This is a genomic window from Proteus vulgaris (assembly GCF_033708015.1).
Classification (GTDB): domain Bacteria; phylum Pseudomonadota; class Gammaproteobacteria; order Enterobacterales; family Enterobacteriaceae; genus Proteus.
In genome coordinates, this window is sequence record NZ_CP137920.1 from 1,535,193 (window position 1) to 1,550,169 (window position 14,977).

Here is a 14,977-nt window from a genome sequence, read left to right on the forward strand (position 1 = left end):
CTTTAATTAAAGATAAAAATTAAATAAATAAAGTAACAGGCCGATATTAGTTAGGACTTTAATAACATATTGGCTTGTGGAATTCACACACCCAATAATCAGAGGAGATTAATTTTGAATAAGTTCTGTATTGCAGCTACCTGCCTGACTTTATTATTAAGTACATCTAGTTTTGCCGAGGAAAATAAAGTCATTGGTTCTGGGATTATAACTTTTGTTGGTACAATTGTTGAGGGTAATTGTCAAATGAATACGGAGAAAAATACTTTTAAAACAAGTTGTTGGAATGGACGTGAGATGCAAGAGTCTCAATATCAATTAGAAAGTAATCAGCAATTTAACTCTAAATTGATTAACAATAAAGGTTCTATGGATATTAAATGGATTAATGACAAATTAGCAGTAATGAACATTGTTTATAATTAATTTTCCATAGATTCAATAATAAAAATAATTGTATTAATTAAATAATATTTTAATACTTTTATTGAACTGTTATTAAAGTTAAAAATATTTGACTTAAGTTTGATCAACGTTGATTTCTTATTTATAAATATCGAACACTTATATTTGATAGACATCAAATATTCTTCTTATGTCTATATAAATGTCATCTTTTATTGCTATGATAAAAACATGTCGGGTAGGTGTGATCCCCATACCTGCTAGCGCAAACAAGAAGTGAGGTCGTTATGAGAAAATATCTGACCGTAGTATGCAGTCTTCTCGTTTCCAGTTCGATATCATTAGCTTGGGCATCTGATCCCATGCAAACAACAGGACAGATTTATCTACGGGGTGCGATTGTAGATCCTGCATGTGAGATGAATTTCACATTTGATAAAGCTGAATACCAATGTTACAAACACAACAAAGTGTTTACATCTACTCAATCTATTGTTCCCGCATCTTTTGATAAATCCCAACAAACTATTATTTTACCTCAAGATATGGGTAAAGCTGAGATCCGTTGGATGGATAATACCCAAAAGAATGGTGTTATTGACGTTCAATATTTTTAAGGTGTTTGTGGATAAAAAGAGGTAGGTAGCAAAAGATAAACAAGTCAAATAATCGTTTGTCACATTGGGTTTCTTACGATTATCTGACCTATTTAAAGCAACATTAGTGATACGCTAATGAGTCGGGTTTTTGACTGTTGATTAGTCAGCTCGCCCCATATAGCGACGTTCGGCAATATGAATACGAATTTTATCGCCAGTAGAAAGGTATTCAGGAACCTGAATAACTAACCCTGTTGGCAATGTTGCTGGTTTAGTACGAGCACTTGCAGAAGCACCTTTAATACCTGGAACAGTTTCAACAATTTCCATATCAACAGTTTGTGGCAGCTCTAATGCTAAAACTTGCCCCTCCATTGTTAATACTTGCATGCCCGCTAAGCCTTCTTCAGGAATAAACAGCAATTCATCTTCAATTTGATCTTTTTTGAAGGTATAGGGTGTGTAATCTTCATTATCCATAAAGATATATTCATCACCATCAATGTAAGAAAAGCTAACAGCACGACGCGTTAAGCTGATGGTATCAATCATATCATCGCCTTTAAAACGCTCTTCTACTTTCTGGCCTGTACGGATATCAGTAAAACGCATTTTGTACAGGGTACTTGCTCCACGAGCACTTGGTGCTTGGATATCGATATCTTTTACCAGTAATAACTTATTGTTATAATTAACAGCCATACCACGTTTAATTTCATTGGCTTTTGCCATATAAAACCTTCCATTAAATAACATTGACGATAATGGCGACAAAATTACTCGCAGTGCAGAAACTTGGCAAGTTATTCACACATTTTTTTATAAAATTTGATGAAAAATAAAGCCAGCGCAATAATAGGCTGGCTTTTAGATGCTGGTTTATTAGCAAAGAAGTTAACGGTAGATAGGAAGAAGATTAAAGTTCGCTAAAATATGTGCAGTCGCATTGATAACACCAAATAATATGACGAAACCAATCATAAACATACCACCAGGCGCTTTAAAGCGTTGACTTTGATTACGCTCACGACTTGCTTTTGCCATTAATGCTGGAATAATTGCGGCCCAAATTGTTGCCGCCAGTCCTGCAAAACCAATGGCATATAAGAAACCATCAGGAAAAATAATTGCCAAAATAGTCGGTGGTATAAACGTGACTAACGCAGATTTAAATCGACCGCTTCCTGTATTTGAAAACTTAAAGAAGTCGGCGATGTAATCAAATAATCCTAATGATACCCCTAAGAATGAACTTGCTAATGCCATATAAGAGAATAAGTCTAGTAACATTGATACAGAGGCATTGGCGGTTGTTGAACGCATTTGCGCTAATAAATTACCAATATTCCCACCATCAGCAATGACTTGCTTAAAACCTTCGCGAGGAATATTACCTTGTACAACAAACTGCCATAAAATATAAATCGCCAGTGAAATCAATGTACCAATAAGCAAGCTTTTCATGACAGCTTTGCCATCTTTACGATAATACGTCACTAGGCCTGGAATATTGCCGTGATAACCAAATGAAGTCAGTAAGTAAGGTAATGCAGCTAAAGCATAAGGTAAGTAACTTGCATTGCTTTCATTGGTATTAAATAACACGGGCATTTTTACTTCTGTAAATAGACCGCCAATTGCCAACACAAAGGCTATTACCATACCCCCAATCAAAATAGTGCTTAATCTATCCACTGCGCGAGTGGATAACCAAACAAAGAAGGCAACAATTAATGCAAAGACTAAACCTGCAATAGCTTGAGGTACACTGATCACCGTTGCAAAATTTTGCACAATAATGGAGCTACCTGCAGAAATATAAGCATACGTTAAAATATAAAGAACAAACGCAATCGATAGTCCATTAATAGTACTCCAGCCTTTACCTAACAAGTCTTTGGTGATGGTATGAAAGCTTGAGCCTAAAGGATAATGAAGGTTTACTTCTAAAATCATTAACCCAGACATAAATAAACAAAACCAAGTGTAGATCAGAAGAAAAATAGAACCGGTAAACCAGACACCGGAAGTCACAATAGGAATAGAAAACATGCCTGCACCCACAGCGGTGCCAGCAATGATCATTGCACCACCAAGTATCGATGGGCGCTTTGTTATTGGTGTGACTTCTGACATAGGATGTCCTTATAAAATTGACTCAATGTACTAGCTTGATGGTGTAAAGAATACACGTTTGCAATAAAGGTGTAAATAGAGGTTATTGTGCTTTATAAAGAAAAAAGTGAGTAAAAATAATACAGTAGAAAAAGGGAGGTATATAAATCAATAGATTAGTATGAGGATTATTAGAAATGATAAAGAAATACCATTATCAATAAGTGAGATTTTGCGTAAAAATAGACAATCCGAACATTATTCTGAACAAAAAACATCCAGAATAATGAAAGTGATAGGGCGATTTTAATTAGCTTTGATAAAACTGCTTACTTTTCCATAATGCAATGGCGTTGCGACTTGCTTCGAAGTGTGGCTCAGGTAAATTATCTGGAGAGCACCAGCGAAGTTCAGAACATTTATCTGGCTCCATCAATTTAGGTTCGTCACCTTGATGTTGTGCGATCATACAAATAGAGACTGTGTGTTTACCTTCTAATTGGTAAGTTTCTAGATTATTACTAAGACCAATCACTTGTGGTTCGGTGATTGCAATACCAATTTCTTCTTTTATTTCTCGAATAGCACATTGCTCAAAAGTTTCACCCTCATCAACATGCCCACCAAAAATTGACCAATAAGGGGCGTGTTTTCCACAACGTTTTCCTAATAATACTTCACCATTTTCATTGGTGATAATGACGCCAACGCCGACTACGACTGACATTTGAGACTCCTTTTTTCTTTTTTATATAGTTAATGTATAAAATAAGTCGTTTTCTACGGACGATATTCTCCATTCACGATAGATAGAGTGCAAGGAGAACAAGTGCAATTTCACTGAATAAAAGATTAATTGATGCTATATATAGCACCCTAAATATTCATAATAAAAAATGATTGGGGAGTGAAGGCATGAGCCGCCGTGTCGCTACGATCACCTTAAATCCTGCTTATGATCTTGTTGGTGCTTGCCCAGCGATTGATGTAGGTGGGGTTAATTTAGTCCGAACAGCTGGACTTAATCCCGCGGGTAAAGGCAATAATGTCGCGAAAGTCTTACGTGATTTAGGTATCGATATTACTGTTAGTGGGTTTATGGGGCGTGAAAATCAAGAAGAGTTTCAGCACTTCTTCAGTGAAAATGGAATGGCAAACCGTTTTTATCTCGTGTCAGGACGAACTCGTATTAATGTGAAGTTAACGGAGAGAGAAGGGTTAGTCACTGATTTTAATTTTTCAGGATTTACCGTATCACCGCAAGATTGGCAGCGTTTTTCAACGGATTCACTGAATTGGCTTGGTCATTTCGATATGGTGGTTGTTAGTGGCAGTTTACCTAATGGTGTTGATCTTGATGCGTTTGCTCAGTGGATGATTAAGTTAAGAAGATTATGCCCATGCATTATTTTTGACAGCAGTCGGGATGCTTTAGTCGCAGGGTTAAAAGCGGCACCTTGGTTAATAAAGCCTAATCATCGTGAATTAGAAGCATGGGTTGGACATTCATTAGCTGAAATGACAGATATTATTAAAGCGGCTCATCAATTGCGAGATAAAGGCATTGCACATGTCGTTATTTCACTGGGTGAGAGAGGGGCTTTATGGGTAAATGCATCGGGGGCATGGCTTGCAAAACCACCACATTGTGATGTGATAAGTACCGTGGGTGCAGGAGATTCAATGGTTGCGGGATTAGTATATGGCTTATTAATGAGCCAAACGAGTGAGCATACATTGCGCCTTGCAACCGCTATTTCTGCATTATCAGTCAGTCAGCCTGATGTAGGTATAAAAGACAGGAGCCAGCTTGCTGAAATGATGACTAGGATTGAGCTAACGCCGATTAAATAAACTTATTTGCGGTTTATTGTTATAAAACGAAAATTGTATAAACCGCAAATCTTATGACTGTTAGTTTTGTTGTGATTTCAACCAAGCAATTTCGTCAGGCCAAATATCAGGATTAATGGTTTCTAAAATCAGTGGAATACCATCAAAACGTTTATCCTGCATAATGTAACTAAACGGCACTTTACCAATATTACCTTCACCTAAACTATGGTGGCGGTCTACACGACTGGCTAATTCGCTTTTTGCATCATTAAGGTGCATTGCTTTTAGGTATTGAAAGCCGACAATCTTTCCAAATTCAGCGAATGTTTTTTCACAATCTTCAATCGTTCTTAAATCATAACCTGCTGCAAAAGTGTGGCAAGTATCAATGCAAACACCGACACGAGATTTATCTTCTACACCATCAATAATGGCGGCGAGGTGTTCAAAACGATAACCTAAATTTGTCCCTTGTCCTGCTGTATTTTCAATTACAGCAGTAACATTCTTCGTTTTTTCTAAAGTGATGTTAATTGATTGGGCAATTTTTTGTAGGCACTGATCAACATCAATTTTATTTAAATGACTTCCTGGATGGAAATTCAGTAACTCAATACCCAGTTGCTCACAGCGCTGCATTTCATCTAGAAATGCGTCTCTTGATTTGTTGAGAGCATCTTCTTCAGGATGACCTAAATTAATGAGATAGCTGTCATGGGGTAAAATTTGAGAAGGGCTATAATTATAAAGTTCACAGTTCTTTTTAAATTTATCAATAACTTCTGTGGATAATGGTGCCGCTTTCCACTGGCGCTGATTTTTCGTAAAAAGGGCAAACGCAGTCGCTTTTATTTCATGTGCGCGTAATACCGCCTGATCGACGCCACCAGCAGCACTGACATGTGCGCCAACAAATTTCATGATTTCTCTCCTTAGATTTATTTCACACCATGATAACAAACATTCAGCGTATAACATCATATTGAGGTGATAAAAGCAAAAAAGCGCAACTAAAAAGAGTTGCGCAATTGAAAAGTACTTCTCAAGGCGAAATTTTAAAGGGGATTAATTTTTATCAATCTTCCTATTAAGACATCAACACAGTTTGAATAAAGATATTAATTATCGCACCACCAAGGGTTAACCAGAAAAATAAGAATAATGCTAACAATAATGGTTTGACGCCAGCTTGTCGGATAGCACTAATATGCGTTGTTAAACCTAATGCCACCATGGCCATTGCTAATAGAATGGTATCGATAGTCACAATATAATTAACAATAGACGCTGGAATTAAATTTAAAGAGTTAAAGCCCGCCATTACAATAAAGAATACGGCAAACCAAGGAATAGTAATTGGGCTTTTCTCCGTCGCTTGTGCACCATTGTTTGCCTTGCTTTTCTTTTTACTTAAATAAGTTGAAAGAATAATTAAGAACGGCGCTAGCATCATTACGCGGATCATTTTACTAATAACCGCCGCATTTTCAGCATCAGGGCTAATTGAGTGTCCTACGGCAACAACCTGGGCCACTTCGTGAATTGTTGAACCTGAGAAAATACCAAAGGTTTCTTCTGTAAATGGTAGCCAGCCTGCAAACGCATTTAAGTGATAGAACCAAGGATAAAGGAAAATACCAATAGTACCAAAAATCACAACAGTAGAAACAGCAACAGCCACTTGGCTTGCTTGTGCTTTAACAACGGGCTCTGTTGCCATTACAGCGGCCGCACCACAAATACTGCTACCTGCGCCAATTAAAATTACCGTCTGTTCATCTAAGCCAAAATATTTTCGACCAATCCACATTGCAATAAGAAAAGTCGATATCAACATAATGGCGTCTATAATTAAACCTGTTGCGCCTACATCTGCAATTTGCTGAAAAGTCAGTCTAAAACCGTACAGAATAATACCTGTACGTAATAAATAGTGTTTAGCGAATTTGACACCTTCGTCACTATAAGGCTTTGCAATAGGATAAAAGGTATTACCCACAATAATACCGAATAGGATCGCCAACGTTAATGCGCCTAAACCCATGCTAGAAAACCAAGGAATATCACCAATATAAATAGCAAGCGCAGTTAATACGCCTGTTAGGAGTAAACCAGGAAGCCAGCGATAGACTGGAGTAAAACATTTTTTCGCCAATGTAATAGGTTGACTTTGCTCTGACATAGAAAAACCTTGCTTATATGAATTTTGCATAAGCATATAACAAGGAAACTTATTTATTAAATTCATTATTTTTATAATAATTACCAATAAAACTAATATAGGTGTATTTTCTTAAATGTACTTGGTATGTTACTGGTTTGTGGATAGTATGTTATTACAATGACAGCTCAAAGGTGGAATGGATATGCGAATTACGTTGCGGCAACTGGAAGTCTTCACTGAAGTTCTCAAGAGTGGTTCTACAACGCAAGCATCACAACAGCTTGCTTTATCTCAATCTGCTGTCAGTGCATCTTTAACTGATCTCGAAAGCCAACTAGGCGTACAGCTTTTCGATCGCGTGGGGAAACGGCTTGTCACAAATGAACATGGGCGATTACTTTACCCCAAAGCACTCTCTTTACTTGAACGAGCAACCGAGGTGGAGCAGTTATTCCAAGCAGGAAATGGTGCTTTACGCATCGCTGCAAGTACAACAATAGGTAATTATATTTTGCCTCAAATGCTGGGAAATTTTCATCGCAATTATCCCGAGATCCCGCTAGAAATGAGTATCGGAAATACCGAAGAAGTCGTTAAATTAGTAAGCGAATTCCGTGTTGATTTAGGGTTAATAGAAGGTGCTTGTCAAAGCTCTGAATTGATTAGCCAAAAATGGCTATTAGATGAAATGGTCGTTTTTTGCTCGCCCGATCATCCGTTAGCTAAAACACCAAAAGTGACTTTAACTGATTTACAATCGGCGCCTTGGATTTTACGAGAAAATGGTTCGGGAACTCGAGATGTACTTAACCATCTTTTATTCGCTTCTTTACCAGGCTATCGCATTGAAATGGAATTAGGTAACTCAGAAGCAATAAAACACGCCGTGATGTATGAAATGGGGATCAGTTGTTTATCTCGCCGAGTGATTGAAGAGCAGATTAATAACGGCTCATTAAAAGAGATAAAAGTAGAAGGATTGACCTTACAACGTACCCTATATCTTGTTTATCATCGTCAAAAACATGTCTCTGATGCACTGAAAAAACTGCTGATGTATTGCAACGCTGAACACTTAATCGGCAATTTCTCATAAATTGCTAATAATTGACGCCCGATCATGAAGGTATCTTATAATCCTTGATCCTTGCTATTCACGAACGACAGATTTGCTACAATCCTCGTTAGGAAAGTGAATATAAAAGTGGAATGTTATGTCAGAACAACAAAATAGTACTGCTGGTTCGGGCGCAGTACGCACTTTGCGCAGAGAGTTAAAAGCGCGACATTTAGCGATGATCGCTATTGGTGGTTCAATTGGTACAGGGCTTTTTGTCGCATCAGGTGCCACTGTTGCTCAAGCAGGTCCAGGTGGGGCATTACTCTCTTATGCTTTAATTGGATTAATGGTCTATTTTCTAATGACAAGCCTTGGGGAATTAGCGGCATTTATGCCTGTTTCTGGCTCATTCTCAACCTACGGCTCTAAGTATGTAGAAGAAGGTTTTGGTTTCGCATTAGGCTGGAACTATTGGTATAACTGGGCAGTTACCATTGCTGTTGACCTTGTTGCTGCGCAATTAGTGATGCTTTATTGGTTCCCTGATGTTGATGGTTGGATCTGGAGTGCTTTATTCCTTGGGGTTATTTTCTTACTCAACTATATCTCTGTAAAAGGATTTGGTGAGGCAGAATATTGGTTCTCATTAATCAAAGTTTCCACAGTAATTATCTTCATTATTGTGGGTATTGCCATGATCACTGGCATTATGAAAGGTGCCGAAAACGCAGGTTGGCATAATTGGGAAATTGGTGATGCACCTTTTGCGGGTGGCTTCGCTGCCATGATTGGTGTTGCCATGATTGTTGGCTTTTCATTCCAAGGTACAGAGCTAATTGGTATTGCGGCGGGGGAATCTAAAGATCCGGCTAAAAATATTCCAAAAGCGGTGCGTAAAGTCTTCTGGCGTATCTTATTATTTTATATCTTCGCGATTTTAATTATTAGCTTAATTATCCCTTACACTGATCCTAATTTATTGCGTAATGATGTGGGTGATATTAGCGTTAGTCCATTCACGCTAGTCTTTAAAAATGCGGGATTATTATCTGCGGCAGCCATCATGAATGCGGTTATCTTAACGGCGGTACTTTCTGCGGGTAACTCAGGCATGTATGCATCAACGCGTATGCTGTTTACATTAGCAAGAGAAGGCAAAGCACCAAAATGCTTTGGTAAATTATCTAAAAACGGTGTGCCACGTAATGCGCTTTATGCGACAACAGTAGTTGCTGGTCTATGCTTTTTAAGCTCAATGTACGGAAACCAAACTGTCTACTTATGGTTATTAAATACCTCGGGAATGACGGGTTTTATAGCATGGTTGGGTATTGCGATTAGTCACTATCGTTTCCGTAAGGGGTATGTTGCACAAGGTCGTGATTTAAATGACTTACCTTATCGCTCGGGGTTCTTCCCAATTGGTCCTATTTTTGCCTTTATATTGTGTTTAATTATTACATTAGGTCAAAATTACCAAGCTTTCCTAGAAGATAAGATTGATTGGTATGGTGCAATTGCAACCTATATTGGGATCCCATTATTCTTATTAATTTGGTTTACTTATAAGATTGTAAAGAAAACCCGTTTTATTCGTTATAACGAAATGGAATTTCCAACACATACTGCGAATAAAAAATAACCCATAATTTAATATAAAAAAACGCTCGTTTTGTGACTTACGTCACATTAAAACGGGCGTTTTTTTATTTTTCAATTTAATCATTTTAGAAAACATACAAAAAACCTAATTATATTAGAAATCGCATTGATAATTATTATTATTTGCTTTATTGTTGGCGCGTAATTTATTTGTTAACGAATAAAATCACAGCTATTGGCTTGATTAAGTAAATCATTAGGTGTCCTTTGTTTAGATAGTAACCCTCTGGCTTCGATAAACTTCGGCAACGCGCCCAAAATGTAGTCTATTTGTCATAAATATTGCCAACGGGTGTTTATTCAGATGTTTTAGGAACCATGACGGTGATGCAGTGTGTTTCTTCTTTATTATTGGACAAGCCATTAAACGCATTAGATCTTAATGACCAATAACATTCAATGGATTTAGTGGGTAAAAGAGAAAAGAAGTAAATATAGGAATGCAGTAAATAGGGATATAAAAAATAATATTAAAATAACTAAGGGGAACCAAATTTATGCCCCTAATTTCTGAGCAACTGTCGATATATCCATCTATATAAAACTTAAAGAATATATATTCTTGGAGAATCGGGAATGGTAGTGTTAAATAAAAATAAAATCGCGCTTGGCGTTGTTGCTGCTATTGCATCAAGTTTTGTTATGACTGCATCAGCAGAAAATGTAGAAAAATTACTTGTAACAACTGCTTCAGGGTTTAAACAAACTGTTGAAGATGCGCCTGCGTCGGTTTCTGTTGTCACTCGTGAGCAGCTTGAGACCAAATCTTACCGTGATGTCACGGATGCACTAAAAGATGTACCGGGTGTATTAGTCACCGGCGGTGGAAGTAGTTCTGATATCAGTATTCGTGGTATGGATGCAAAATATACCATGATCTTGGTTGATGGTAAGCGTGTTGCCTCGCGTGAAACGCGCCCTAATAGTGATAACGCAGGTATTGAACAAGGTTGGTTACCCCCTTTACCTGCCATTGAACGCATTGAAGTTGTGCGTGGTCCAATGTCTTCTTTATATGGTTCGGATGCCATGGGTGGGGTGATCAATATTATTACCCGTAAAGCGCAAAAAGAGTGGAATGTAAGTTTACGCGCTGATAGCACGCTGACAGAACGTCAAAACTCAGGAAATACTGAACAAGGCAGTTTTTATGCCGCGGGTCCATTGATTGATAATTTGCTGGGTTTGAAAGTTCAAGGTCAATATTCGCATCGTAGTGAAGACAAATTTGTGAATGGCTATAATCGTCAAATTACCGCAAGTGGTGGTGGGACATTAAGCTGGACACCTGATGACAAAAATACGGTTGAATTTGAATTTAAAAAAGACAGCCAACATCGTGATGCTCGTTGGGAATATTCAGCATCTGAGCGTTCTCGTAAATCTAAGAATAGTGATTTCAGTAAATATGAGTTAACACAATATGCATTGACTCATGATGGTATTTATGACTTTGGTACGATGAATACGTATATCCAACGTGATGAAAATAATAACCCAAGTCGTAAAATGAAATACAACGATACTACTGTACGTAATCAAACGGTATTTATGTTAGATGCGCATACATTAAGTGTTGGTGCTCAATATCGTTACGAAGAGTTAAAAGATGAAGGTAATAAACTTAAAGATAGCAATAAATTAGACCGTTACAGCTGGGCACTCTTTGCTGAGGACGAATGGGCGATGACCAATGACTTCGCTTTAACGGGCGGTCTGCGTATGGATAAAGATGAAAACTACGGTACGCATTGGACACCTCGAGTCTACGGTGTTTGGCATATGGCCGATGAATGGACGTTAAAAGGGGGTGTTTCTACCGGTTACCGTTCACCAGATTTACGCCAAGCAACAAAAACATGGGGACAAGCAACAGGTGGCTCAGGGGGAAATGCTGTTATTTACGGTAACCCAGATCTGAAACCTGAAAAGTCAGTAACGGAAGAAATTGGTATTATTTGGGATAACCGTGATAACTTAACGGCAAGTGTGACTATTTATAATACTGATTTTAAAGACAAAATTACTGAACGTCGTATTTGTGATGATAAAGGTGTGTTACCTACGTGTACCAAAGAGCAAGGATATGGTCACCAATATGACTTTATCAGTACGCGCGAAAACGTAGATAAAGCTAATATGCGTGGTATTGAGGTTACTGGTAACTGGGTAATTTCACCAGAATGGAACTTAGCCGCTAACTATACCTTTACCGATTCAGAACAGAAGAGTGGTGCATTTAGTGGTAAACCACTGAATAAACAACCACGCCATATGGCGAATGCAACCTTAAACTGGGAAACCACGCCAGAAATGGAAACATGGGCACGAATTAATTTCCGTGGTAAAACCTCTGATTACTTATCACGTACATCGATGTCACATGGTACTCCTTCTTATGCGTTTGTTGATATTGGTACCAGTTATAGTTTAACCAAACAGCTTAATGTGATTGGTGGTGTTTATAATGTACTTGATCGTCGCATCAACTATGAAAACTTTAATACCACATTAGAAGGTCGTCGTTACAACATTGGTTTGAACTATAACTTCTAATTTATTACCCTCAGTTTGTGTCATTAAGACTCCACTTGTGGAGTCTTTTTTTATCTCTGATTTTCTTTTATTTGCTCAAAATTAATACTGGAAAGTTTTAAGATTGAGGTTTATATTTAGCTCAATAACTCATCTTATCAATTGCTCTATTCTGACTACTCTATTGTTATTTTTACGTATTTTGTTTGTTTTTTCCTTAATGTGTTTTCTTACATTTTTATTGTGTGAAAGAGGTCTATAAAAAATAGATATTTTTTATCAAAAGACGTTTTTTAGAAAAATAGAAATGGTTTTTAACAATTTCATAGCATTAATCTTATTAATGTATTTTAAATGCTTTATTTTGATGGTTTTATATTGATATTTAATTTAAATTATTTTTAAATCTTTATTTATCAATTGGTTATATGTTTTTTATTTGAACTCCATTCTGTTTTTCTGAAAATTTATACCTTAACGCGTGTGATAAAATTACAATTATTGTTAATTAAATGTGATTTTATATGTTGACTTAGTTTGCGAATTGAAAAGATCGTAAAAAAAGGGGGTTTTTTGATGAAAATGTATTGCTATTTAAGTCTGAGACGTGCAAAATGCGCCCACTAAAAATATGACTGATGCGTTTAAAGTGCATCGGTTTTTTTTTGCATTTTTACTTATTACTACACCAAGAGGTCAGATTCATTTGAGTCTGAATAGATAACATAATTTGATTAGCAGCCAGCCCCTTAGAGAAAGGGTTGTCATGATAGAGGAATGCTAATATGGTACAATTATTCTCTTTCGCAGTCGGGCCTAGCGGCACTGCGGGCAATGATGACTACGGAGCACGGCGTCTCCTAAACACATACACATCCTTAAAAACTTCATTCTATTCTGTTTATAGGCAGATGCGAAGTCTTCCCAGTAACTGTCGGTTGAGTTTATCTAATACTCAAACCGAAGTTATGGGAGGGTTCGCTAATGTCAGATAACGTCATCTCCTCTATCGGCACTAACCAAACTGGTGCTAACAATCGAGTTCAATTACGTAAAACCTTGACGCTAATGCAAGTAGTCATGATGGGGCTTGCTTTTTTACAGCCTATGACTATTTTCGATACATTTGGTATCGTTTCTGGCATTACGAATGGTCACGTAGCAACCTCGTATGCGATTGCGTTAATTGCAATTTTATTTACAGCGGTGAGCTATGGAAAATTAGTTAAGCGTTTTCCTTCAGCAGGCTCTGCGTATACTTATGCTCAAAAATCCATGAGTCCTTATGTTGGCTTTATGGTGGGATGGTCATCTTTACTCGACTATTTATTTATGCCAATGATCAATATCTTATTGGCGAAAATCTATTTACAAGCAATATTCCCGGGCGTTGAACCGTGGATCTTTGTATTTGCTTTAGTGGCTTTAATGACGTTCTTTAACCTACGTGGTATTAACGTTGTTGCTAACTTAAATACAGCAATTGTTATTGTGCAAGTTGCAGTAATGGTTGTGTTTGTTGGATTACTTATTCACGGTGTTTATAACGGTGAAGGTGTAGGGGAGTTATGGACCTTTAGACCGTTTGCATCCGTTGATGCTGAATTGATACCTATGATCACAGGAGCGACAATACTCTGTTTCTCATTCTTAGGATTTGATGGTATCAGCACATTGTCTGAAGAGACGCCAAATGCAGGTAAAGTGATCCCTAAAGCGATTTTCTTAACCGCGTTGATTGGTGGGATCATCTTTATTGCCGTTTCTTACTTTTTACAATTGTATTTCCCAGATATTTCACGATTCAAAAATCCAGAAGAGTCACAACCTGAAATAATGCTGTATGTTGCGGGTGCTTTATTCCAGTCTATTATTTTAGTGTTCTCATGTGTGACGGTATTAGCATCTGGTATGGCGGCTCACGCAGGTGTTGCTCGCTTACTTTATGTTATGGGTCGCGATGGCGTATTCCCAGAGAAGACATTTGGTTACGTACATCCTAAATGGCGTACACCTGCATTTAACGTGCTATTAGTGGGTTTCTTAGCCTTAGGTGCGGTGTTCTTTGATTTAGTGACGGCAACAGCATTAATTAACTTTGGTGCATTAGTTGCGTTTACTTTCGTGAATCTGTCTGTTATTTCACAATTCTATATTCGTGAGCGTCGTAATAAAGGATTAATGGATCACATTAATTACCTGATATTACCTATCATTGGTGCTGCGACAATGGGGGTATTGTGGATAAACCTTGAACCAGGGTCTATGGAGTTAGGTCTTGTTTGGGGCGCCATTGGTTTACTCTATATGGTGTGGATCACACGTCGATTCCGTCGACCGATGCCACAAATGCCAGAAAAGTAATGCTATAAAAATTGTCATAAAAAATAAGTATAGAAATGGCTTCAGTAATGAAGCCATTTTTTTTGCCTATGTGAAATTATCAGTATTAAATTAGTAGTATTAAATCGCAATTGAATAATAAAAGATAAATATAGTAGTTTACACATCGAATAAATATTTCAAAAACAAATAAATTATTTTAATTTTGGTTATTTAAAGTAAATAAATAACCTTAATTTTAAATGTAATTTATTTTAT

Annotated in this window: 13 protein-coding genes; 8 read left to right on the forward strand and 5 right to left on the reverse strand. The window is 37.2% G+C overall.

Features of this window, described 5'->3' with window-relative positions; all coding sequences use genetic code 11:
* Positions 1–114 precede the first annotated feature (114 nt).
* The gene (locus tag SB028_RS07305; protein ID WP_069368287.1) at positions 115–426 is read left to right on the forward strand and encodes a hypothetical protein; all 312 of its coding nucleotides are present in this window, start codon (positions 115–117) and stop codon (positions 424–426) included.
* Positions 427–692: 266 nt separating this feature from the next.
* Complete coding sequence (locus SB028_RS07310; RefSeq protein ID WP_069368288.1) at positions 693–1,022, forward strand: hypothetical protein; 330 nt, start codon at positions 693–695, stop codon at positions 1,020–1,022.
* A 141-nt stretch (positions 1,023–1,163) separates the two neighbouring features.
* Here the strand turns inward: SB028_RS07310 and yeiP are convergent, their stop codons facing one another.
* From yeiP to SB028_RS07325, 3 genes are all read right to left on the reverse strand, one after another.
* Positions 1,164–1,736, reverse strand: coding sequence for an elongation factor P-like protein YeiP (gene yeiP, locus SB028_RS07315; protein ID WP_069368289.1), 573 nt, complete (start codon positions 1,734–1,736; stop codon positions 1,164–1,166).
* 162 nt (positions 1,737–1,898) lie between these two features.
* Positions 1,899–3,140 carry a tryptophan permease gene (mtr, locus tag SB028_RS07320; RefSeq protein WP_069368290.1) on the reverse strand — a complete coding sequence of 414 codons (1,242 nt, stop codon included), beginning with the start codon at positions 3,138–3,140 and terminating at the stop codon, positions 1,899–1,901.
* A 289-nt stretch (positions 3,141–3,429) separates the two neighbouring features.
* Positions 3,430–3,846, reverse strand: a complete 417-nt coding sequence (locus SB028_RS07325) for a nucleotide triphosphate diphosphatase NUDT15 (RefSeq protein ID WP_069368291.1) — start codon at positions 3,844–3,846, stop codon at positions 3,430–3,432.
* 188 nt (positions 3,847–4,034) lie between these two features.
* On the opposite strand from SB028_RS07325, the gene fruK reads away from it, so the two are divergent.
* A complete protein-coding gene (gene fruK / locus SB028_RS07330; protein ID WP_069368292.1) occupies positions 4,035–4,973 on the forward strand; it encodes a 1-phosphofructokinase in 939 nt (312 codons plus the stop codon).
* A gap of 60 nt (positions 4,974–5,033) precedes the next feature.
* On the opposite strand, the gene nfo is transcribed toward fruK, so the two are convergent.
* Positions 5,034–5,876: a deoxyribonuclease IV gene (gene nfo / locus SB028_RS07335; protein ID WP_069368293.1), complete on the reverse strand. Its 843-nt coding sequence runs from the start codon at positions 5,874–5,876 to the stop codon at positions 5,034–5,036.
* A 166-nt stretch (positions 5,877–6,042) separates the two neighbouring features.
* Positions 6,043–7,137: a YeiH family protein gene (locus SB028_RS07340; RefSeq protein WP_171729924.1), complete on the reverse strand. Its 1,095-nt coding sequence runs from the start codon at positions 7,135–7,137 to the stop codon at positions 6,043–6,045.
* Between the two features lie 184 nt (positions 7,138–7,321).
* Here SB028_RS07340 and yieE point away from each other — a divergent pair, with 184 nt between their 5' ends.
* From yieE to SB028_RS07365, 5 genes are all read left to right on the forward strand, one after another.
* Positions 7,322–8,215, forward strand: coding sequence for a DNA-binding transcriptional regulator YeiE (gene yieE / locus SB028_RS07345; protein WP_069368295.1), 894 nt, complete (start codon positions 7,322–7,324; stop codon positions 8,213–8,215).
* A gap of 118 nt (positions 8,216–8,333) precedes the next feature.
* A complete protein-coding gene (locus SB028_RS07350; RefSeq protein ID WP_069368296.1) occupies positions 8,334–9,821 on the forward strand; it encodes an amino acid permease in 1,488 nt (495 codons plus the stop codon).
* A gap of 596 nt (positions 9,822–10,417) precedes the next feature.
* Positions 10,418–12,397, forward strand: a complete 1,980-nt coding sequence (locus tag SB028_RS07355) for a ligand-gated channel protein (protein WP_069368297.1) — start codon at positions 10,418–10,420, stop codon at positions 12,395–12,397.
* Between the two features lie 764 nt (positions 12,398–13,161).
* Positions 13,162–13,371, forward strand: a complete 210-nt coding sequence (locus tag SB028_RS07360; RefSeq protein ID WP_074454084.1) for a hypothetical protein — start codon at positions 13,162–13,164, stop codon at positions 13,369–13,371.
* The gene (locus tag SB028_RS07365; RefSeq protein ID WP_069368298.1) at positions 13,361–14,740 is read left to right on the forward strand and encodes an APC family permease; all 1,380 of its coding nucleotides are present in this window, start codon (positions 13,361–13,363) and stop codon (positions 14,738–14,740) included. The genes SB028_RS07360 and SB028_RS07365 overlap by 11 nt, the downstream gene beginning before the upstream one ends.
* Positions 14,741–14,977 lie beyond the last annotated feature (237 nt).